A 21,038-nucleotide genomic window follows, 5' to 3' on the forward strand; every position below is an offset into this window, starting at 1 on the left:
AGCTGATCATGTCTGTCGTTCTCCGCTGGCAGGGCGTCAAGTCAATGATGGCAGATTGCTGGGGTTTTTAGAGGATCCTGTAAGGCGATAGGCCGCTGCACTTAAATCAGTGTGCAGGCGTTCCATATCCGATGGCTGCTTGAAAGCAGAAGTGCCGAGTTTCAGCCGATCAAGGTGCTGCTTTAATTCGAATTATTTAAAATATGCATTGATGGGCATGCATTGGATTCGGCAGCGTGTATGGCCCGGGTCGGGTAGACAGCGCTCGCTTACTGATCCGCCAAATCGCTTCGTCGGTGCGCGCATACAGCGATGTACTGCCCGATAGGCAAACGTGGCGCTTCATTCACGACGTCATCCGCTAAAGCGCTTACTCCGTGCGAACAAGCAGCGCAAACGTGCAACACGTAGTCACCCCGCACGCACATTCGGACCTCTACGCTGAGCCCATCTCCAACACGCACGACGTCGCCATGACCGTACTTTTTGATCACCATGACGACGCATCTCGCGACGCTGACCAATGTCCGTCGCTTGCAAGCACAGATCGCACTGGCACTATGCAGATCAGCAGTTCGCAACGCGATTCACAGCCAACACCGCGAGCTTGTTCGCCACGCCTCACGGCATCGAGCGCATGAGCAGCGACCACGCTGCACTGATACTTGCCGCAGGCGCCGGCCGTCGTCTGGGCCGTTCGAAACAACTGCTGATGCGCGATGGGGAGCCGCTGTTGCGTCGCTTCGCGCGTCTGGCGCTACAGACATCGCCGCACCGGTGCGTGGTGCTGTTGGGCGCAGATGCCGATGCACTGACCGATGTCCTGCAAGGTCTGGACGTGGAAGTGCTGCGGCACGGCGACTGGTCTGCCGGCATGGGCTCAAGCCTGGCCGCGTTACGGCACTACGTGCAGGACGACACAACGCTGCGGCGCAGCCTGATCCTGGGTTGCGATCAGCCTGCGTTGGATGCACCGCATCTGCGTGCGTTACTCGAAGAGGCCGGCCATGCAGCGTCAGGATGCGCCACCAGCGGCTACGCCGGGGTACGTGGAATCCCGGCAGTGGTGACGCATGCCGCGTGGGTAGATGTGCCGTTGCAAGCCGATAGCGGCCTGCGCGGTCTGTTCGCCAGTCTGGACGTGCAGACGCTGGGCTGCGTGAGCGCCCCGGCGCTCGCCCTGGACGTGGACACGCCTTCCGACCTGGCAGATGCACAACAGCGTGGCTGGGTCGATGCGGACTGAGACGCGATGCCGGGTATCGGTCCGCGTGATCCGACAGCCTGAGCGTCAGCTGCCTGAGGTCCTCACGACCACAGCACGATCGCCTCCCGGATCACCAGGACATAGCCCACCACCATCGCGGATTTGACCGGAAACTGGAACTTCCTGAGTAGATACATGCGACTCTTCCCTCGAGGCACTTCCCAAGCGCGATTGACGCCCCGCTGCGCACCGCCCGCGCTACCTGACGGCCGCTCGCGACGTCTGTTCGCCGCTCAGGATCCAAATGTAGTGCTGCGCGTGACCGGTGTCATGTAAGAATTTTCCTACCGTAATGCCAGTGTTCGCCCGACGGTATTCCCAGAATTTAAAGAACATGCTTGCTATGCTGGACGCGGGGCCCTTGGCCACTCTCCCGCGGCCCCTTGAGTAAGGGCGCGCCGGCATGCTGATGGGAGAAGGCGTTCCCATCCGTAGTGCGCTGCGATTGCTCGCGCGCTTTACGCACCGTCGTTCAGATCGCTGCACGCACTGGCCGGAGGCCTGATGGACGAGTCCCGTTACGTTGTACGCATACATCACGAGCAGGGTGGCTGGTGGGTCACCCGGCCGCAGTGGTCGCCGCTGCGTTATCTGCGCGAGCAGGGCGCCCTGGACAACGCCGAAGTGATGGCCAGACTGCATTGCCTGACCACTGGTCAGCCCAGCGGCGTGGTGTTGAATACCGCCGAGGGCGACCACGTGGTGCGGCGTTACGGCTAAGAGCGGCTGACAAGGCGATAGCGCTCACCAACAGCAAAACGACTGCGGTTACTCCCAGTCGAGCTACGACGTCGCTACCAGCACAACTGCGATGTTCGCTACCAAGCGGGCGCGGTCGGTGCTCGACGCAGCGTTTGCAAACGTTCTCTGCGGATTCTTGGCTCGCCGCCCGTCCCAACTGACAACCGCTCGCTCAGGTCTGTCAGTCGCTCTGAAACCAGCACCTTGCGTCTGACATCTTCCGCGAGCGTGTCGATTGTTTTCCGTACAGGCTACGCATCATCTCGACGTCAAGTCCGTAGTGACGATGCTGATGTCAGCATCGATGCCAGGGTGTGTGCAGAGGCGCAGGTCGGCTAGATTCATGCCATCGGCCGCTGTTGGCACGATCCGCGCGTTGGCGGCCACCTTTCTGGATGTTCGCCCGTTGTGAATGCCGCCGGTGCTGCACTGATCCAAAACGATATCGTCGTCTTCGGCTTGATCGCTGCCACCTTGGGGGTGGTGTTCTGGACTTCCTCGCGCGAACGCGGCCCATGGCGCAGCTTCTACGCCGTGGTGCCGGCCTTGCTGCTGTGCTATCTGCTGCCGGGCATCTACAACACGGTCGGCCTGATTGACGGTGCCAACACCCGCCTCTACAACCCGATCGCCCGCGACGTGCTGCTGCCGGCCGCGCTGATCCTGCTCACCCTGAGCATCGACCTGCGCGCGATCCTGGGGCTGGGGCCCAAGCTGGTCGCCATGTATCTGGGCGCATCGCTGAGCATCATGCTGGGCGCGGTGGTCGCGTTCTGGGTGATGCGCTGGTTGCATCCGGCCACCGTCGCCGGCGATACCTGGGCCGGCATGGCCGCGCTGGCCGGCAGCTGGATCGGCGGCGGCGCCAACATGCTGGCCATGCGCGAAGTGTTCGATGTGGATGCCACTACCTTCGGCCAGTTTGCGGTGGTCGATGTCGGGGTCGGTTATGTGTGGATGGCAGTGCTGATCTTCCTGGCCGGGCGGGCGCGCAACATCGATGCGCGTAGCGGTGCCGATACCCGCGCGCTGGATGCCTTGCAGGAGCGCATGGCGCGCTTCCAGGCCGAACACGCGCGTATTCCGACTTTGGCCGATTTGATGGTGATCGTGGCGGTGGCGTTCGGTGGCGTCGGCCTGGCACATGCGCTGGCCAATCCGCTAGCCGGGTGGTGCAAGGCCAATCTGAGCTGGGCCAGCCAGTTCAGTCTGGACATCCCGTTCGTCTGGGTGGTGGTGCTGGCGACCAGCCTGGGGTTGCTGCTGAGCTTCACCCGCGCCCGCACGCTGGAAGGCGCCGGCGCCTCCAGGATCGGCACGCTGCTGCTGTATTTCCTGATCGCCTGCATCGGTATGCAGATGGATCTGCTGGCGCTGCTGGACCGGCCATGGCTGTTCCTGCTCGGGCTGATCTGGATCGCCGTGCACATCGCGCTGTTATGGGGCCTGGCCCGGTTACTGCGGGTGCCGTTCTTCTATTTCGCGATCGGCTCGCAATCCAACATCGGTGGCCCGGCGTCCGCACCGGTGGTCGCTGCGGCCTTCCACCCGGCACTGGCGCCAGTCGGTGTGCTGCTCGGCACGATGGGCTACGCCACCGGCACCTATCTGGCCTATCTCGTCGGCATTACCTTGCGCGCGATGGCGGGCGCAGGCTGATCCGGGCACCGGCGCGCGCCAGTGCCCGGAGACTGGCAACGACGATTACTGGATCAGGCGGCGATGCTCTTCCTGCTGCTGGGAAGGCTGTTGCGACTGCGATTGCGCCTGCTGCTTGTTCTGCTGCTGCAGCTGGCCGACGTTGTCTTGCGCCGGTTCGTTGGCCGCCGCCGCGGTCTGCACCTGGCTGCGCAGATGGGTCGGGTCGTCCATGCGGCCCTGCACCGCGAACAGGCTATCGCCTTCGCGGCTGGGCACCAGATGATCGATCCGTTGCAGGCCATCGCTGCTTGCGCGCGCGGCCACGCTGGCGGCGGTGTTGAGAAACGCGGTGTCGTCGCGTAGCCCAAGCCGGCCGTGCTGGCTGTCCAGCTGCACCACCGCATCGTTAAACAGTTGGCTGCCGGTGTGCAGTGTCGTGCCCTACGCCTGATTCGGCGATTGCATGTGCTGTGCCTTGATCATCGACTCCATGCCGTGCAGATTCAGCCGACGCTTGAGCATCATGCCGGCACCAGACGCTGCTCGAACGACAACGGATCCGGCTCCGGCAACTCGATCTGGTGGCCGGCCGCATTGGGCATCGTCCACTTCAACGGAATGCTGTCTTCCTGCAGATGGGTGAGAATCTGGTTGTTGACGTGATAGCCGCGGATCAATTCGCTGCTGGCGTAGTCCTTGGCCGCCAATGCATCCAGAGCTTGTCGCTCCAGCGTGCGGTCGTTGACGCCTGCGGCGTTGTAGGTCACTGCAGCAATGTCGTTGAGCACGGCCGATGCCGCTGCCAGACCGCCGAGCGAGTGCCCTGTGATCACCACCTAGTCGCCAAAGGACTGGCTGACCTGGCTGCCGAGCTGGATCGCCGGGGCGTATTGCGCGTCGTCGAAGCCCGGCCCTGACCGATGTTGTGCTTCCAGTCCTTAGCCTTCGTCGGTGCCGCAGAAGCCGAGCACCACGTGCCTTGCTCGTGCGGTAAAACGCGGAATCGAAACCGCTTTTTGCGTCGTGCAGCAAGCTGGGGTCGATGCCGGATTTTTGCAGCGCACTGTCATCCATGCGCGACCAGCCATTGGGTACGGCTGCGAAGGTTTCGGCGCCGCCACCGCTGCGCAGCGGTGGCGTAGATGTCTTGCAGCATCGCCGGAAATTGTTGGTCTTCCGGGCGCGGGTGTTGCCCGCGGATCGACTCTGCGAATTGGGGTGAAGGAATCAGTGGGATTTGACGGGCTCATATGCGGCTCCTTGCGTTCGTCGTGCGAAAAGCCCGCTGAGCGGCTGCTTTCCACGGGAGTGTTGTGGGCGCTCAACCACGCGCGCACGTCCGACCTGACCTGCTGGCCGCTGATATTGAGCAAGCGATCCGGGGTGGTGAAGAAATACGCCTGGAAGGTTTTCTGCTGCGCGTTGCGCAACGTGGGATCCACACCGGCGTTGAGCAGTTGCAGCACTACAGCACTCGCCGCTCCGCTCTGTGCGGCCAGATGCAGCACGCTGTTGCCGGTGTGGTCGACGCGCTGCACATCGGCGCCATCCTCGATCAACAAGCCGATCTATGCATCGCGCTTGCTCTGCACTGCGCCGAACAACGGCGTCCAGCCGGCACGCGCGCTGACCACATCGATCGGCGCCTTGTGCTGTAGCAACACCTTCAGATACTCAGGGTCCTGCGCCATCGCGGCCATGTGCACGACCGTTTCCTGGTCCATGCCAGGCAATGAGGGATCTGCGCCTGCGTCGAGCAATGCGGCCAGTGCGCGTGGTTGTTCGTTCCAGATCGCCCACTCCAGCAAGGTGACGTTCTGATCGCCGAGTGCGGCGAGATCGATGGTAGGTGCGAGTGCACCGATTCGGGCGACGTCGCCGTGCGCAATGGCCTTGGCGATGTCGGTCAAACGGGGGACGCGCAAGGCGAGGGTGTGGTGCTGCAGCGTAGCTGACATGGTGGTTTGCGCCTTGGCACCGGGCGAGGCGGTGCATGAGACTGCGAGAAACGAGGTCGCAAGAGCCAGCAGGGCAGGCAATCGCGGTTGCATCGGAATCTCCTTCTCCTGATCGCATTTCTGGAGACGCTGCGGGAAGCCGTTCTGCAGCGGGGCCGATCCTAGCAGCTGCCTGAATGACGCGCTGTAAGATTGTGTGAGATGCGTTGGCGCTGCTGATTTCACCTGTTCAGTCCGCTTGCCGCCGTGGCATTGGCCTGCTGTGGATGCATCACGATGGGCGTCAAACACGCACGCAACCCGCCACAGCCAACGGTCACAACGCGGCCGGCATAATGGCGCTTTACGAGCAGATGGGTGCAATGGTCTACGAATTATTGATCAGCGATTGCGACGGTGTGCTTGTCGACAGCGAGATACTGGCCGACCGGGTGATGCGTGAGGCACTGGCAACATTCGTGCCGGCCGAGGCATTGGAGCATTTGCTGGGGACCACGTTCGGGCAGACCACGCGTGAGGTGTTGCTGCGGGTGCAGGAGCACTTCTCGGTGCAGTTGCCAGAGACTTTGCTCGCACAGATTCAGGCGCGCAGTGAAGCCTTGATCAAGGCGCAGGTGCAGCCGATTCCCGGCGCACGCGCCGCGCTGGAACAGATCCCGTTGCCGCTGGCGGTAGCCTCCAACAGCCGCCGCCACAATGTGATCGCCTCGGTCGAACGCGTCGGTCTCACCGCGCGCGTGGCGGGCAATATCTTCAGTGCCGATATGGTGGAGCGGCCCAAACCCGCGCCGGATGTCTATCTGCTGGCCGCCCGCACACTGGGCGTTGCGCCGCAGCGTTGCCTGGTGATCGAAGACAGCCCCACCGGCGCAACTGCCGCCTTGGCGGCGGGCATGCAGGTACTAGGCTTTACCGGTGCCAGCCATATTCCGGCCGGACACGACGAAACCCTGCGACGGATCGGTGTGCTTGCGGTGTTCGACGATATGCGCGATTTTCCTGCATTGTTCAAGCGGCTCGCGCAAAAGCGCGCCGGTTGAGGATGTCGAGTCGTAGCATCGTTTGGCTGCAGTCAAATGCTTAGATCAAAAGCCTAGTTAGAGCGGCTAACAAAACTACTGCGCAGCCGCCAGACGGGCGCGGCCGGTGCTCGGAATCGGCATGTACCACCCGTACACTCCGGTTCTGAGCGCGCCGTCCGCACCCACCTGACGACTGCTCGCTACGTTTTGTTAGCCGCTATTAGTCGAGCGCGCGGTACCCTAACCGCTTGCGGGACACGCCGTGAATCCGTCCGTGGAGGCTCGGTGGCGGCATCCATGCCGCTACACGGTCCCGCAAGCGGTGAGGACACCGCACCAGAGAGTTGGTCGGTAGCTAGGTGAAAAGCGGGCCATCTAATGCCGGGAGTGAACACCTACATGAGAGTTAGCGAATTAGAAGCATCTCATGCATCGCTTGCACCTTGCACACCGACCATCTCGACTGGTCCTTGCCCGCTCACCGTCGCGGGACCTTACGCGGCATGGATGCCTGGACGTACTTGCGGCGTGTCCCGCGATGGTGGGCGGGTAAGGACCCTGCAGCCAGGTCGCAGATCCGCCGCTTTAAAACTCAAGACATCAACGCAACAGGGCGCGATTCGCATCGCGCCCTGTTGCGTTTCTACTGGTTGATCACCGATCAACAGCAGCGAAACCCGCTCTTGCCGCCGTACCGCGCATCCTGGCGCTCGCGGAAGAAGGCCGGGTAGTCCATCACCTGTTTGTCGGGATGTTTTTCCAGCATGTGGCGCACGTAGTTGTCGTAATCGGGAATGCCGCAGCACAGGCGTGCGGTCTGTATCAGGCGTCGCCAGACGCGGCGATGCACCTGGTATTGGCCGGCAAGGACGAGTTGCGTGCCCATTACAGGTCTGCCATCTGGTGTGGCTGCAAGGCCACGTACGGGGTTTCACGATCGCTGCGTTGCCGATTGCGGCGCGCAATCACGATGGTCTTGACCGCGTAGATCAGGATCGATCCCACCACGAACAGAAACAGCACCGTCAGCCCGGTGTTGACGTAGGCGTTGGTGACGATCTGTTGCATCTGCGCCACCGTTCTGGCCGGCGCGGTGACGGTGTTGCTGGTGATCGCGTCCTGATACTTGTGCGCCTGCGCCAGGAAGCCCTGCGCCGGGTTGCTGTCGAAGATCTTGATCAGCCCTGCATACGTGGTGCAGATCAGTAGCCACAGCGACGGCACGAGGGTGACCCAGGCGTAGCGGTCGCGCTTCATCTTGAACAACACCACCGTGCCCAGCATCAGCGCGATCCCGGCCAGCATCTGGTTGGAGATGCCGAACAACGGCCACAAGGTCTGGATGCCGCCGAACGGATCGATCACGCCGGTGTAAAGCAGATACCCCCACAGCGCCACGCAACCGGCGGTGGCGATGATGTTGGCGGTCCACGATTCAGTCTTCTTCAAGGCCGGGATGAAGTTGCCCAGCAGGTCCTGCAGCATGAAGCGGCCCGCGCGCGTGCCGGCATCCACGGCGGTGAGGATGAACAGCGCTTCGAACAGAATGGCGAAGTGGTACCAGAACGCCATGGTGTCTTCGCCCGGCAGCAGCTGGTGCAGGATCTGCGCGATGCCCACGGCCAGTGTGGGCGCACCGCCGGCACGCGCCAGGATGCTGTGCTCGCCGATGTCCTTTGCGGTGGTTTCCAGGATCTCGGGAGTGATTGCAAAGCCCCATTCGGAGACTTTTGCGGCCACTGCCACGGTGTCGCTGCCGACCAGCGAGGCGGGGCTGTTCATGGCGAAGTAGATGCCCGGCTCGATGATCGATGCGGCCAACAGCGCCATCACCGCCACGAACGATTCCATCAACATGCCGCCGTAGCCGATGTAGCGCATGTGGCCTTCGTTGGCGAGCAGCTTGGGCGTGGTGCCCGAGGCGATCAAGGCATGGAAACCGGACACCGCACCGCAGGCAATGGTGATGAACAGGAACGGGAAGATGCCGCCCTTCCACACCGGGCCGTCGCCGGTGGAAGCGAACTGGGTCAGTGCAGGCATTTTCAGATCCGGCATCACCACGAGAATGCCGACCGCCAGCGCCAGGATCGTGCCGATCTTGAGGAAGGTGGACAGGTAATCGCGCGGTGCCAGCAGCAGCCAGACCGGCAACACCGAGGCGACGAAGCCATAACCAATCAACATCCAGGTGATCTGCTTGGCGGTAAAGGTGAAGGCCGGGCCCCAGCTCGGGTCGGCGGCGACCTTGCCGCCCAGCCAGATCGCGCCCAGCAGCAGGATCAGCCCGACCACCGAAATCTCGCCGATCTTGCTGACCCGGATGTAGCGCATGTACACGCCCATCATCAGCGCGATCGGCATCGTGGCGATCACCGTGAACATGCCCCACGGGCTTTCCGCCAGCGCCTTGACTACCACCATCGCCAGCACCGCCAGGATGATGATCATGATCAGGAAGGCGCCGAACAGGGCGATGGTGCCGGGCACTTGTCCCATTTCCTCGCGCACCAGATCGCCCAGCGAGCGGCCGTTGCGACGGCTGGACAGGAACAACACCACAAAGTCCTGCACCGCGCCGGCAAACACCACGCCGACCACCAGCCACAGCAGACCGGGCAGATAGCCCATCTGTGCGGCGAGCACCGGGCCGACCAAGGGCCCGGCACCGGCAATGGCGGCGAAATGGTGGCCGAACAACACATGCTTGTTGGTGGGCACGTAGTCCAGGCCGTCGTTGTGGGCCACCGCCGGCGTAGCGCGGGTGATGTCCAGCTACAGCACCTTGTCGGCGATGAACAGGCTGCAGAACCGGTAGGCGATCAGATAGATCGACACCGCCTCCACCACGATCCACAACGCGTTGATATGTTGGCCGCGCCGGAGCGCCACGGTGCCCAGACAGAACGCGGACAGCAGGGCCAGCGCGCCCCAGGCCAGCTTCGAAAACCCTTTCATGCACGCTCCTCCGGAACGATTCACCGAAGGCCCCTCCCTGCCTGGCTGCGGTCAATGGTGCCGTTCCGGGCAGGGGTAAAACGTTAGTTGTAGAGCGTGATCGCCATGTGCTGGATCGAGAGGGCGCGGCAACGGGTTTTGGAGCGATCGGTTGCGCCGGTCGCGGTTGGGCGGCAGGGTGGGCGCATCCATCATGAGTGGTCAACAGCCGCACAGGGGAGTTCGATGAGCGTCACCACGAGCGCAGCGGCACAAGTGCTGCGCACGATTCGCGGCATTCCCACCTCAGACGGTGCCGGGGTCAAGCTGACCCGCGTGATCGGCACCCAACAGCTGCCGGACCTGGACCCGTTTCTGATGCTGGACGAGTTCGGCACCGACAAGGCCGAGGACTATGTGGCCGGATTCCCCAGTCATCCTCATCGCGGTTTCGAGACGGTGACCTACATGCTCGACGGGCGCATGCGGCACAAGGACAACCACGGCAACGAGGGTCTGTTGACCCCGGGCAGCGTGCAGTGGATGACCGCCGGGCGCGGGCTCATCCACTCGGAGATGCCCGAGCAGGAATCCGGGCGCATGCGCGGCTTTCAGCTATGGGTGAATCTGCCGGCGCGCGACAAGATGACCGACCCCAAGTATCAGGAATACGCACCGGAGAGTATTCCGGTTGCGCATCCAGCGCCCGGTGTGATGGTCAAGGTGATTGCCGGAACGGTGGGCCAAGTGCGCGGGCCGATCGTGCAACCCGCCACCGACCCGCTGTATCTGGATATCGCACTCGCGCCAGATATCGCCTGGGATTACCTGTTGCCCAGCGGTCACAACGCGTTTGCCTACGCGTTCGAGGGTGCGGTGACGGTGGGCGAGGGCGATGCTTCGCGCGCTCTGCCGGCGCAGGAACTGGCGGTGCTGGGCGGCGGGCAGTGTCTGACGCTACAGGCAGGTGCCGATGGTGCGCAGCTGATTCTGGTGGCCGGACGCCCGCTTAACGAGCCGGTGATGCGGCACGGCCCGTTCGTGATGAATACCAAGCAGGAATCGATACAGGCCTTCGTCGATTTTCAGGAAGGTCGGTTTTGAACCGGCCTGGTCTAACCATGTTTGGAGAGCGTCATGAGTGACCGACCCATCACCGTCAGCACCGGCGCGGTGCCATACACCGTGAGCATTCACGACGGTCAACACACTTGGAGCGGCGACACCCAGCCGGCCAAAGGCGGTGCCGACGCAGGATCGGATCCGGAGTCGCAGGTGTTGGGCGCCTTGGGTGCCTGTACCGCGATCACGGTGTCGATGGTGGCCGCGCGCAAGCAGTGGCCGTTGACGGCGGTGCATGTGCATCTGCATGACACCCGGCGCGACGGGCACGGTGATCACGCGGGAGATCGTGCTTGACGGTGCGCTAGACGACGATCAGCGCACGCGCTTGATTGAAGTGGCCGACAACTGCTCGATCCATCGGCTGCTGACGGGGCAGGTGCAGATCGACAGCCAACTGCAGCAGTGGACCGAAACAGAAGCGGGCGACGCAGCGACTTAGAGTGGCTAACACCACTACTGCGCTGCCGCCAGGCGGGCGCGGCCGGTGCTCGGAATCGGCATGTACCACCCGTACACTGCGGTTCTGAGCGTGCCGTCCGCACCCACCTGACGACTGCTCGCTCCGTTTTGTTAGCCACCCTCAAGCGTGCCGGGATGACACGCGTTTGTCGCAAGGATGCGAGCGCGTGGCGCGTATCCGGCCAGCGAGATCGCGTGCAACCATGGCCGACAGAAGCGACCAGCAAAGGGCCGGGCAAGCCGGCCTGGCGTAATGTCGCTAACTCATCATGAGTCAGCGCTGCGAAGCGAGGTGCTTTAGCGCTGCAATGCCAGGCTGGCCGGCTGCAGATCCATGTTCTGCACCAGCGACTGCATCGAGGCCAGTTCTTCGGTGCTGGCGCCGTCGATCCATAGTTGCGCGTAGCGCTTCTTGCCCAGCTCGACCACCGTAACGCGGCGCGATTCCATGCCTGGCACCTGGCGACCGCCCAGGTCCAGTTTGTACCAGTAGAAGTCTTCTTCCTGGAACTGTCCCTTCTCGGCGCGTCGGTCGCGGGCCAGCCGCATTGCCGGGTCGCGGGTGGTGAGCATCACCCCGACGACCTGACGACCGTCGGCAGTCATGGCCTTGCAGACCAGGTAGTCGGCGCCTGCGAGCTGGCTCCACTGCAAGCCGGAGGCCGGCGGCAATGGCTGGCAAACCGGCGAGGTTTGTGCGTAAGCGCTGGCGGCGGCCAACAGCAAGCTCAGGCCGACAAGGCAGGATGCGGACTTCATTCAAATGTTCCCCGGCAATGGATGACTGCGCAGGGGCGATGCCGTCTACCGTGTCGTCGCAACAGCCCGTGCGCCCCCCGCGCGGCTGTGCTGTGCACGCAACATGCCCCCGACCTACAGCGACATCACTACCACACTGTTATCTGCAAGCTCAAGCTTGGTCGCAAACAGCGCTGAAATTGGCTGTGCGCAGGGGCACCCGGCTTCGGGACTGATTCGGGACTTGGGCGCGTCGCGCGTGCCGCTGCATCCGAATTGCCGCATTCAGGGGGCATTGATCGGCTTGGGCGGCGCAGTTTCCGGCAGTGGAATGAATTCCTTGTCGTCGCCGGAAATGCTGCCGAAACGACCGGCCTGCCAGTCGTCCTTGGCCTGCTCGATGCGCTGCTTGGAGCTGGAGACGAAGTTCCACCAGAGGTGACGCGGGCCATCCAGCGGCTCGCCGCCGAGCAGCATCGCCTTGACCAGCGTCTTGGCACGCAGCCGTCCGCGCGCGCCGGGCGAGGGAATGATCAGATGGCGGGCGGGAACATCCGCGCCGTCCAATTGCGCGTCGCCGTCGAGAATGTAGAGCGCACGTTCGAGGTGGCTGGTGTCCAGATCGATCTCGGCATCGGGCTCCAGATCGATCGCCACGTTGAGCGTTTCGCTGAAGACCTTCACCGGCGATTCTTCGCCGTAGGCGCGGCCGGCGATCACGCGCAGCAATGCGCCGCCGCGCCGCTGCTGCGGCAGCGTGGCAGCGGCGTGGTGGTGGAACGCCGGGGCGGTTTCCTCGGCCGAACGCGGCAGCGCGATCCAGGTCTGCATGCCGTGCAGCGCATGCGCGCGGGCGCGCTCGGGGCCGGGGGTGCGTTCGGAATGGGCGATGCCGCGGCCGGCGGTCATCCAGTTGACGTCGCCAGGGCGGATCACCTGGTCCGAGCCGAGCGTATCAAGATGGCCGATTTCGCCGGACCACAGGAAGGTCACCGTGGCCAGGCCGATATGCGGATGCGGGCGCACATCGATGCCGTGGTCCTGCTCCAGCACCGCCGGTCCCATCTGGTCGACGAACACGAACGGACCGACGCTGCGCGCCTGCAGCGTGGGCACGGCGCGGCGAACTTCCAGCCCGCCGATGTCATGGACGCGTGGGGCGATGATCATGGTCATGGCGGCGGCGTGTGGTGATCGAAACAGGCGCCAAGCGTCGCACGCGCGCTCGATGGCAGCCGGGTGCTTGGCAAGACGGTACGTTCCGCGTTGTTGCCTGCGGCGGTGGTCAGCCCGGCAGGTCGCCTTGCACGTCAGACATGACATCGCCGCGTCGCGAGGCCAGCCGATCGGCCAGGCGGGTGGGCTCTGGAAGTCGGTACGCGCGCAGTGTGCGCAAGGTCCAGTCGAGTGCGCTCTGTAGTGAGACGCGATGCCCTGGCGAGACGATCAGTGGGTTGCAACGCGGCTTGCTGCGTAGCGCCCAGCCGACCTGCGCGCCGCCTAGCAGGATCTGGCTATGGTCGCCACGTTCAGGGCCGGGCGCGACGAAGCTGCCGGCCAGGCGCTGCTTGGCGATCCCGATGCACGGCAGCCCGGTGACCACGCCGAAGTGCGCAGCGATGCCCAGCTTGCGTGGATGCGCGATGCCCTGGCCATCAATGAAGACCAGATCTGGCGTACGCGAGAGCAGCGCCAGCGCCTGCAGCAACGCAGGCAGTTCGCGAAAACTGAGCAAGCCGGGCACATACGGCATCGCGGTGGGCAAGCGCGCCACATGCGTTTCCAACGGCAGCAGCGTGTGCGCATCCAGCAGCACCGCTGCGGCGCGCGTGGTCTGCCCATCGTCTTCGAAACCGACGTCGAAACCGGCGAGCACCTGTGGTGTCGCGCTCACGTGATCCTGCAACACCACGCGCTGTGCCAGTTGCTGTTGCAACTGTCGCGCCTGCAGGATGCTGCCGTCCCAACCGGCAAAGACGGGATCGATCGTCGTGTGCATGACCACAGCATCGCGTGCACTACGTGGCGATGCCGTGCACACCAGCGATGCGCTGGCTGCCGTTACAATCGCAGGCTGATCGGCCCCATCGGAGAATCTGAGTGACCCGCAAACTCGTACTGCTGCGCCATGGCCAGAGCCAATGGAATCTGGACAACCGTTTCACCGGCTGGGTGGATGTGGAACTCACCGAGCAGGGCCGCCAGGAAGCCGCCACCGCCGGCAAGCTGATGAAGGACGAGGGGCTGCAGTTCGATGTGGCCCATACCTCGGTGCTCAAGCGCGCCATCCACACCTTGCAAGGCGCGTTGAAGGAGCTCGATCAGGACTGGCTGCCGGTGTCCAAGAGCTGGCGCCTCAACGAGCGCCATTACGGTGGCTTGCAGGGCCTGGACAAGGCCGAAACTGCGGCCAAGCACGGCGAAGAGCAGGTCAAGATCTGGCGCCGTTCCTACGACATTCCGCCGCCGGCGATGGACGTCAACGATCCGGGGCACCCGTGTCACGACCGCCGTTACGCCACGCTGGATCGCAATGCCTTGCCGGGCACCGAGTCGCTGGCGACCACGCTGGTGCGCGTGCTGCCGTACTGGAACGACGCGATCGCCCCGCAGTTGAAGGCCGGGCAGACCGTGCTGGTGACCGCGCACGGCAACTCGCTGCGTGCGCTGTACAAGTACCTCAACGCTATCTCCAACGAGCAGATCCTGGAGCTCAACATCCCGACCGGCATTCCGCTGCTGTTCGAGCTGGACGACGACCTGCAGGTGCAGAGCTTCCGCTATCTGGGCGACCCGGAAGCGGCCAAGCGCGCTGCCGAAGCGGTGGCAAACCAGGGCAAGGCGAAGTAAGCGCGGCGTTCGGTGGCTGCGCTGCGTGCATTGCGCGTCGCGTGGGTTGATGTTTGCATCACGCATTGTCGACAGGACGCGGGGTGTTTTGTATCACTGCGGCGCGTGTTCGTTGGTTGAGCACGCGCCGCGTGTGTGTTGATTGTGGCAAGACATGATGCCCAGCAAACGCGGCACGCAACAGATCACTGCCACCTACTGCCGCGCGTATCTGGCGACGATGGGATTTCTGCTGGCAGGTGGGGCGGTGCGTTCGCGGTGCTGGCCAATGGCAGCGTGTCTGGTTCGGCGATGGGGGTGGCACTGCCGATCTGCGTCGTTGGTGGGGTGCTGCTGGCGTTCGGGCTGTTTGGGCCATCGCGGCTGATGGAATCCTGGGCCAACGCGGCCTCCGGGCATGAGGTCGCGCTGGTGTTGATGCTGTTGGCGGATCCGGTGTCTCTGTTGATGGCACCGTTTCACGCGCGGAAATAACTGCCAGCGATGGCGCGTCTTGCGCCGGGATGCAGCGCTCGACCAGTTGACGACAGAACATCGCCAGTGCCCGGTTGGATGGCGCGCAGATGATGTCTCAGTGGGGCTTAGAGCGGCTGACAAAACGTAGGGAGCGGTCGTCAGGCGCCCTTCTGGCGGACGCGCACTGGTGTTGCAAGCCGCTCGTATGCGTTTTCGATAAGGCGCAGTATCTAACGTCAGGGCGTCGTGGTGCTGCTGTAGTGATTTTGCGTGGTTGTCTTTTCAGACGGCTACCTACTTTTTTCGATTGCCTATGACGCGGTCGTGTGCCTTGGAGAATGCAATGATGTTGAGCAAGTTCGCCCCGTTGTCGCTTGCGGTAGCCATCGCGGTGATGTTGTCGGCATGTGGCAAATCCGACGACGCCGCCAATGCGGTGTCTACTGCACCGCAGGCTGCGCCAACCAAGGTGGATGTGTCCAAGCTCGATGCGCCGATCGTGGCGTTCGGCATCAACGATCTGGATCCGGCCATCAACGCGTGCCAGGACCTCAGCGGGTTCGTCAATGCCAAGTGGCTCAAGGCCAACCCGGTGCCGTCCGATCGCACCAGCTGGGGCAGTTTCGAAGTGCTGGCCGAGCGTTCCTTGACCATCCAGCATGCGTTGGTGGAGCAACTGGCGCGCGGCAATCTGTCGGCCGGCTCGGTGGACGCCAAGATCGCCGACCTGTGGCGCACCGGCTCGGACGAAGCGGCGATCGACACCGCCGGCATCGCGCCGCTGCAGCCGCAGTTGAAGACGATCGATGCGCTGAAAGATGCGCCGGCCATCGCGGCGTGGTTGCGCAACAGCTATGCGCAGGGCCAGGGCTTTGTGTTTTCGTTTGGCGCCAATGCCGACTACAAGCATTCCGAACAGATGATCGCCTACGCGGGGCAGGGCGGTCTGGGCTTGCCCGAGAAGGGCTATTACACCGATCCGGCGCACGCCAAGATCCGCGAGCAGTACGTGGCCTATATCGCCCGTGTGCTGGAATTGTCCGGCGTTCCCGCAGCGCAGGCCGCCACGCAGGCCAAGGCGGTGATGGCGTTCGAAACGCGTCTGGCTAATGCTTCACTGTCGCGCATCGAATTGCGCGACCCTGCAAAGCGTTACAACCCGGTCGATGTGGCCGGTGCCAATGCAGTGACGCCGCACTTCGATTGGCAGGCGTTTTTCGGCGCGCTCAAGGTGCCGGTTGGCACGTTCTCTTTGAGCCAGCAGGGTTACTTCGCCGAGCTCGATGCGATGCTGGCCGATACGCCCGTGGAGACCTGGAAAGCGTACTTGCGCTTCCACAGCGTGGATGAGGCAGCTCCGTATCTGGCCAAGCCGTTCGAGCAAGCCAACTTCGATTTCTACGCCAAGACGCTGCGTGGTCAAAAAGACATGCTGCCGCGCTGGAAGCGCACCTTGAACGCAGTCAACGAGGCGATGGATGAGGCCTTGGGGCAGCTCTACGTGCAGTCTGCGTTTCCCGCCGAGTCGAAGGAGCAGATGCAGCAGCTGGTGCAGAACCTCTCCGCGGCACTGAAGGCACGGCTGGAAAAGCTCGATTGGATGAGCGCGGAAACCAAGCAACGCGCGCTGGAAAAATGGGCCAGCTTCACGCCCAAGATCGGCTACCCGGATCAGTGGCGCGATTGGTCGGGGCTGGAAACGCGTGGCGATGGGTTTCTGGCCAATATGCAGGCCGCGCAGGCGTTCAACTATCGCTACATGCTGGACAAGATCGGCAAGCCGGTCGACAAGCGCGAGTGGCAGATGACCCCGCAAACGGTCAACGCGTACTACAACGCCACGCGCAACGAGATCGTGTTCCCTGCAGCGATCTTGCAGCCGCCATTCTTCGACCACAAGGCCGACCCGGCGTTGAATTACGGCGGTATTGGTGCGGTGATCGGGCACGAGATGATGCATGGCTACGACGACTCGGGCAGCCAGTTCGATGCCAAGGGCAACTTTGACACCTGGTGGACCGATGCGGACCGCAAGTTGTTCACTCAGCGCACCGATCGGCTGGTGGCGCAGTTCGACGGTTACGAAGCGATCCCCGGCGTAAACGTCAAAGGCAAACTGACCTTGGGCGAAAACATTGGCGATCTCGGTGGCCTGACCGTGGCCTACGATGCATTGCAGATGGCGTTGAAGGAAAAGCCGGCTACCAACAAGCAGGTCGATGGCTATACGCAGGACCAGCGCTTTTTCATGAACTGGGCCACGGTGTGGCGCCGTCATTTCACCGATGGCGAATTGCGCGTGCGCTTGAACACCGACCCGCATGCGCCAGCCAATTTTCGCGCCAACGGGGCGCCGTCGAACATGCCGGCGTTTGCGCAGGCCTTCCGGTGCAAGCCTGGCGATGCGATGGTGCGTGGGGACAAGGATCGCGTCGCGATCTGGTAAGCGGCATCGCATCCGGCGAGGACTGTTGCGGCAGTGCTCGCTGAAAATCCGTTGTTTTTGCGGGTTTGTCGAGTTCGCTTGCGTGCTTGCGTCTGCACATCGACATGCCTGTGCAGGCTCTGGACTGCCGCGCTGTGCAATACGGGGCCGGCAGTGACAAAGCGAAACATCTTCAAATGGATCGGCATCGGGGCGCTGGTGCTCGTGCTGGGTAGCGTGCTATCGCTGTACGGTTACGGACGCTGTGCCGATCGTCAACGCGGTCCAGTGAGTCATGCGCTGCCAGCCACCGCATCAGCGACGCCGATCCATAAAGTCGTCGCGCCGCTGCAGTAGGCGCATGCCGATCAAACCGGCATGGTGATCCTGCCCGACACTATCGATGCGTTTGCGCTGCGCGCGCTCACCGCGCGTGCGGCCGGTCGGTGCTGGCGGCGCTCGATAGTCATCCGTTGATCGAGATCGGTCTGTTCAATCCCACCCGTGCGCGCGAAGGCACGCTGATGCCTGGTGTGGAGATGGTGCTGCGCATGTTCAGCATCAATCGGCGCATGCACAACTAAGAGCGTCTAACAAAACGACTGCGCTCACCGCCAGGCGGGCGCGGCCGGTGCTCGGAATCGGCATGTACCACTCGTACACTCCGGTTCTGAGCGCGCCGTCCGCACCCACCTGACGACTGCTCGCTACGTTTTGTTAGCCGCTCTAAGGCCTGGATCGCCGATGGCCGCATCGCGGTGGCGGGTGGCCGCAATGTGGGCGACGAGTCTTTCGATGCGACGCGCGACACTAATTTCATGGACATGGATGCGGCGTTGATGGGCCTGCGTTGGGTCAGGCCGAACAGGTGCTCGATGCGTACTGGAACAGCCCCAATGCCTTGCCGTTGGCCGCGCTGGTAACGGCAAAGCCGCAAGCACTGGATACGTTGCGTGGCAGTCTGGACGCCGGCCTGCAATCGGCACGCGCGCATCCGTATGTGGAGCGGCTGCGCCAATCGCCGAGCGTGCAGGCGTTGACGCAGGGCGAGCGCAACGTGCATTGGCTGGATCAGGCGCGCATCGTCTCCGACCCGCCGTAAAAAGCCGAGGGCGCGCCGCAGCAAGCGGACTGGATGACGCCGACCTTGATCGGCGAGATGGCGCACGCGCAGCGCGAATTGAACGTGATCTCGCCCCACTTTGTACCGGGCCAACAGAGTCTGCTTTGGATCGGCGATCTGCGTCCGCGCAAGGTGCGCGTCAGCGTGTTGACCAGCTCCCTGGCTGCAAATGATGTCGTTGCCGTGCACGGCGGCTACGCCGATTACCGTGTGCCACTGCTGACTGCCTTGGTACGACGATGCAGCGCAACCGCCAGAAGTGTGGGTACGCGAGCCGGCAGCGAGCGTGTGGCGGCGCAGTGACAGTGATGGGCTGCTTGCCGTTGGAGTCGCAGTTGTAACGCCGCCGCTCCTCGCGCAGCGCGCTACTGCAGTTGCGTCACGATCTCGCGCGCCATCGCGCCCAGCGGCAGGATGCGGTCGGCGCCACCGCGTTTGATCGCTTCCTTGGGCATGCCGAACACGATGCTGGTGTGTTCGTCCTGGGCCACGGTGCGTGCGCCGGCCTGGCGCATTTCCAGCAGCCCGGCGGCGCCGTCGTCGCCCATGCCGGTCATGATGATGCCCAGCGCGTTGCTGCCGGCCGCGCGCGCGGCCGAGCGGAACAGCACATCCACCGACGGACGATGCCGGTTGACCGGCGGGCCTTCCATCACTTCGACGAAATATTGCGCGCCACTGCGGCGCAGCAGCAGATGTTTGCCACCGGGTGCAATCAAGGCACGCCCCGGCATCACGCGATCGTTGTTGGCGGCTTCTTTTACCGCGATCTGGCACAGGCCGTTGAGGCGTGCGGCGAAGGCGGCGGTGAACTTCTCCGGCATGTGCTGCACGATCACGATGCCGGGGCAGACACGCGGCAATGCGGTCAGCACTTCTTCCAGCGCCTGGGTGCCGCCGGTGGAGGTGCCGATGGCGACGATGCGTTCGGTGGTCTGCGCCAGCGCGCGTCCGCTTTGCGCCGGAAGGATCACATCGGCGGTGTGTTTGACCTCCGCTTCCAACGGCACTGCGCTGACGCGCGCGGCCAGCCGTTTGACATTGGCGCGCGCGGCGCTGCGCACGGTGGCCACCAGTTCGTCGGCCGAGTCGGTGAGGAATTGCTTGAGCCCCAATTGCGGTTTGGTCACCACCGCCACCGCTCCGGCCGCTAACGCGTCCATGGTGACGCGCGCGCCTTTTTCGGTGAGCGTGGAGCAGATCACCACCGGGGTGGGGCGCTCGCTCATGATCTTGCGTAGGAAGGTGATGCCGTCCATACGTGGCATTTCCACGTCCAGCACGATGACGTCCGGCCATTGCTGACGCATTTTTTCGATCGCCAGCAGCGGGTCGGCGGCGGTGGCGATGACTTCGATGCCCGGCGCATCGTTGAGCACATTGACCAGCACCTGGCGCACCACCGCCGAGTCGTCGACGACCATGGCTTTAATGGTATCAGGGCTGGCGGCGGGGCGGTTGAAGGCTGTCGACACGGCGGATCCTTGGCTCAGGCCTTGCGGAAAATCGAGGGTGACATCTGGACCAGATCGATGTCGAGTTCGCTCAGACTTTCCGAATGACCGATGCAGAAATATCCACCCGATTTGAGGTTGGCCAGCACGCGCAGGATGACCTCGCGCTTGGTCTGGCCGTTGAAATAGATCATGACGTTACGCAAGAAAATCGCGTCGAAGCTGCCCAGAACCGGCAATGCGGTAGTGAGGTTGGCGTGTACGAACTTCACCCGATCGCGCAGGCGGCGTTCCACCAGCAAGGTGCCGTCGTACTCGCCCTGGCCACGCAGGCAATAGCGTTTGAGATAGGGCTGCGGAATGCCGTCGATGCGTTGCAAGGCGTAATGCCCGGTGCGCGCCTTGGCCAGCACGCGGGTGCTGATGTCGCTGCCGACCACTTCGAACGGGCGGCCTTGCAAGGCGTCGTCCAGCACCATTGCCATGCTGTAGGCTTCTTCGCCGCTGGAGCTGGCCGCGCTCCAGCAGCGGAACGACATGCCGCCGCGATGGTCACCGGCCAGCTTGCGCAGCAGCTCGAAGTGCTTGGGCTCGCGGAAAAAATAGGTTTCGTTGGTGGTCAGCAGGTCGATCGCGGTCTGGATCTCGTCGCGGTCCTGGCGGCTTTCCAGCAACTGCAGATACTGCGTGTAGGTGCTGAACTGATGTTCGCGCAGGCGTTTGCCCAAGCGATCGCACAACATGGCTTTTTTACCGGCGGAAATGCTGATGCCGGCCGCTTCGAAGATGAAGCGCTGGAAGCGGCCGAATTCCTGCTCGGTGATGGCGGTGGCGGTGCTCAC

At 63.4% G+C, this 21,038-nt stretch carries 13 protein-coding genes, 3 other RNA genes and 7 pseudogenes; 14 read left to right on the forward strand and 9 right to left on the reverse strand.

The window, feature by feature from the left end:
- Positions 1-637 precede the first annotated feature (637 nt).
- The 3 genes from XpopCFBP1817_RS07920 to XpopCFBP1817_RS07930 all read left to right on the forward strand — a co-directional run bounded on the left by XpopCFBP1817_RS07920 (position 638) and on the right by XpopCFBP1817_RS07930 (position 3,667).
- Entirely contained in the window at positions 638-1,246 is a 609-nt protein-coding gene (locus tag XpopCFBP1817_RS07920; protein ID WP_128416723.1) for a nucleotidyltransferase family protein, read from the forward strand.
- A 525-nt stretch (positions 1,247-1,771) separates the two neighbouring features.
- Positions 1,772-1,987 (forward strand): hypothetical protein, encoded by a 216-nt coding sequence (locus XpopCFBP1817_RS07925; RefSeq protein ID WP_128416705.1) that lies wholly within the window; start codon positions 1,772-1,774, stop codon positions 1,985-1,987.
- A 429-nt stretch (positions 1,988-2,416) separates the two neighbouring features.
- Positions 2,417-3,667, forward strand: a complete 1,251-nt coding sequence (locus XpopCFBP1817_RS07930; protein WP_128416706.1) for a DUF819 family protein — start codon at positions 2,417-2,419, stop codon at positions 3,665-3,667.
- A 45-nt stretch (positions 3,668-3,712) separates the two neighbouring features.
- On the opposite strand, the pseudogene XpopCFBP1817_RS07935 reads toward XpopCFBP1817_RS07930, so the two are convergent.
- A pseudogene (locus XpopCFBP1817_RS07935) lies at positions 3,713-4,850 on the reverse strand (Tle-like phospholipase domain-containing protein).
- Between the two features lie 88 nt (positions 4,851-4,938).
- Positions 4,939-5,700: pseudogene (locus XpopCFBP1817_RS07940) on the reverse strand (ankyrin repeat domain-containing protein); the annotation flags it as partial.
- Positions 5,701-5,942: 242 nt separating this feature from the next.
- Here XpopCFBP1817_RS07940 and XpopCFBP1817_RS07945 point away from each other — a divergent pair.
- Both XpopCFBP1817_RS07945 and XpopCFBP1817_RS07950 read left to right on the forward strand, forming a co-directional pair.
- Positions 5,943-6,647 (forward strand): HAD family hydrolase, encoded by a 705-nt coding sequence (locus tag XpopCFBP1817_RS07945; RefSeq protein ID WP_167393866.1) that lies wholly within the window; start codon positions 5,943-5,945, stop codon positions 6,645-6,647.
- A 121-nt stretch (positions 6,648-6,768) separates the two neighbouring features.
- A non-coding RNA gene (locus XpopCFBP1817_RS07950) (sX9 sRNA) lies at positions 6,769-6,845 on the forward strand.
- 445 nt (positions 6,846-7,290) lie between these two features.
- Here the strand turns inward: XpopCFBP1817_RS07950 and XpopCFBP1817_RS07960 are convergent.
- On the reverse strand, positions 7,291-7,515 hold the full coding sequence (locus XpopCFBP1817_RS07960; protein WP_128416708.1) for a YbdD/YjiX family protein: 225 nt from the start codon (positions 7,513-7,515) through the stop codon (positions 7,291-7,293).
- Positions 7,515-9,587 (reverse strand): annotated as a pseudogene (locus XpopCFBP1817_RS07965) (carbon starvation CstA family protein). The gene XpopCFBP1817_RS07960 and the pseudogene XpopCFBP1817_RS07965 overlap by 1 nt, the downstream one beginning before the upstream one ends.
- Positions 9,588-9,812: 225 nt before the next feature.
- On the opposite strand from XpopCFBP1817_RS07965, the gene XpopCFBP1817_RS07970 reads away from it, so the two are divergent.
- From XpopCFBP1817_RS07970 to XpopCFBP1817_RS07980, 3 genes and pseudogenes are all read left to right on the forward strand, one after another.
- Positions 9,813-10,670, forward strand: coding sequence for a pirin family protein (locus tag XpopCFBP1817_RS07970; protein WP_128416709.1), 858 nt, complete (start codon positions 9,813-9,815; stop codon positions 10,668-10,670).
- A gap of 33 nt (positions 10,671-10,703) precedes the next feature.
- Positions 10,704-11,130 (forward strand): annotated as a pseudogene (locus XpopCFBP1817_RS07975) (OsmC family protein).
- A 60-nt stretch (positions 11,131-11,190) separates the two neighbouring features.
- Positions 11,191-11,267, forward strand: a non-coding RNA gene (locus tag XpopCFBP1817_RS07980) — sX9 sRNA.
- 180 nt (positions 11,268-11,447) lie between these two features.
- Here XpopCFBP1817_RS07980 and XpopCFBP1817_RS07985 read toward each other — a convergent pair.
- The 3 genes from XpopCFBP1817_RS07985 to nfi form a co-directional block, all read right to left on the reverse strand.
- Positions 11,448-11,909, reverse strand: a complete 462-nt coding sequence (locus tag XpopCFBP1817_RS07985) for a hypothetical protein (protein ID WP_128416710.1) — start codon at positions 11,907-11,909, stop codon at positions 11,448-11,450.
- A 264-nt stretch (positions 11,910-12,173) separates the two neighbouring features.
- Complete coding sequence (locus tag XpopCFBP1817_RS07990) at positions 12,174-13,064, reverse strand: pirin family protein (RefSeq protein ID WP_128416711.1); 891 nt, start codon at positions 13,062-13,064, stop codon at positions 12,174-12,176.
- A 109-nt stretch (positions 13,065-13,173) separates the two neighbouring features.
- A complete protein-coding gene (gene nfi, locus XpopCFBP1817_RS07995; protein WP_128416712.1) occupies positions 13,174-13,887 on the reverse strand; it encodes a deoxyribonuclease V in 714 nt (237 codons plus the stop codon).
- 101 nt (positions 13,888-13,988) lie between these two features.
- Here nfi and gpmA point away from each other — a divergent pair, with 101 nt between their 5' ends.
- From gpmA to XpopCFBP1817_RS08025, 6 genes and pseudogenes are all read left to right on the forward strand, one after another.
- Complete coding sequence (gene gpmA / locus XpopCFBP1817_RS08000; protein WP_128416713.1) at positions 13,989-14,738, forward strand: 2,3-diphosphoglycerate-dependent phosphoglycerate mutase; 750 nt, start codon at positions 13,989-13,991, stop codon at positions 14,736-14,738.
- A 157-nt stretch (positions 14,739-14,895) separates the two neighbouring features.
- Positions 14,896-15,212 (forward strand): annotated as a pseudogene (locus XpopCFBP1817_RS08005) (hypothetical protein).
- A 325-nt stretch (positions 15,213-15,537) separates the two neighbouring features.
- A complete protein-coding gene (locus XpopCFBP1817_RS08010; protein WP_128416714.1) occupies positions 15,538-17,640 on the forward strand; it encodes a M13 family metallopeptidase in 2,103 nt (700 codons plus the stop codon).
- A gap of 153 nt (positions 17,641-17,793) precedes the next feature.
- Positions 17,794-18,200: pseudogene (locus tag XpopCFBP1817_RS08015) on the forward strand (phospholipase D family protein); the annotation flags it as partial.
- 65 nt (positions 18,201-18,265) lie between these two features.
- Positions 18,266-18,342, forward strand: a non-coding RNA gene (locus XpopCFBP1817_RS08020) — sX9 sRNA.
- A gap of 5 nt (positions 18,343-18,347) precedes the next feature.
- Positions 18,348-18,979, forward strand: a pseudogene (locus XpopCFBP1817_RS08025) (phospholipase D-like domain-containing protein); the annotation flags it as partial.
- Positions 18,980-19,107: 128 nt separating this feature from the next.
- Here the strand turns inward: XpopCFBP1817_RS08025 and XpopCFBP1817_RS08030 are convergent.
- Positions 19,108-20,235 carry a protein-glutamate methylesterase/protein-glutamine glutaminase gene (locus XpopCFBP1817_RS08030; protein ID WP_208619576.1) on the reverse strand — a complete coding sequence of 376 codons (1,128 nt, stop codon included), beginning with the start codon at positions 20,233-20,235 and terminating at the stop codon, positions 19,108-19,110.
- Positions 20,232-21,038, reverse strand: coding sequence for a CheR family methyltransferase (locus tag XpopCFBP1817_RS08035; protein ID WP_167393868.1), 807 nt, complete (start codon positions 21,036-21,038; stop codon positions 20,232-20,234). Before XpopCFBP1817_RS08035 ends, XpopCFBP1817_RS08030 begins: the two co-directional genes overlap by 4 nt.

It is taken from the genome of Xanthomonas populi, from assembly GCF_002940065.1.
GTDB lineage: Bacteria > Pseudomonadota > Gammaproteobacteria > Xanthomonadales > Xanthomonadaceae > Xanthomonas > Xanthomonas populi.

Excerpts from the sequence above, each read along its gene's own strand:
- XpopCFBP1817_RS07985 (WP_128416710.1), bottom strand. The coding sequence starts at position 11,909 with ATGAAGTCCGCATCCTGCCTTGTCGGCCTGAGCTTGCTGTTGGCCGCC.
- XpopCFBP1817_RS07960 (WP_128416708.1), bottom strand. The coding sequence starts at position 7,515 with ATGGGCACGCAACTCGTCCTTGCCGGCCAATACCAGGTGCATCGCCGC.
- XpopCFBP1817_RS07945 (WP_167393866.1), top strand. The coding sequence starts at position 5,943 with ATGGCGCTTTACGAGCAGATGGGTGCAATGGTCTACGAATTATTGATC.
- nfi (WP_128416712.1), bottom strand. The coding sequence starts at position 13,887 with ATGCACACGACGATCGATCCCGTCTTTGCCGGTTGGGACGGCAGCATC.
- XpopCFBP1817_RS07925 (WP_128416705.1), top strand. The coding sequence starts at position 1,772 with ATGGACGAGTCCCGTTACGTTGTACGCATACATCACGAGCAGGGTGGC.
- XpopCFBP1817_RS07990 (WP_128416711.1), bottom strand. The coding sequence starts at position 13,064 with ATGACCATGATCATCGCCCCACGCGTCCATGACATCGGCGGGCTGGAA.
- XpopCFBP1817_RS07920 (WP_128416723.1), top strand. The coding sequence starts at position 638 with ATGAGCAGCGACCACGCTGCACTGATACTTGCCGCAGGCGCCGGCCGT.
- XpopCFBP1817_RS07970 (WP_128416709.1), top strand. The coding sequence starts at position 9,813 with ATGAGCGTCACCACGAGCGCAGCGGCACAAGTGCTGCGCACGATTCGC.
- XpopCFBP1817_RS08010 (WP_128416714.1), top strand. The coding sequence starts at position 15,538 with ATGATGTTGAGCAAGTTCGCCCCGTTGTCGCTTGCGGTAGCCATCGCG.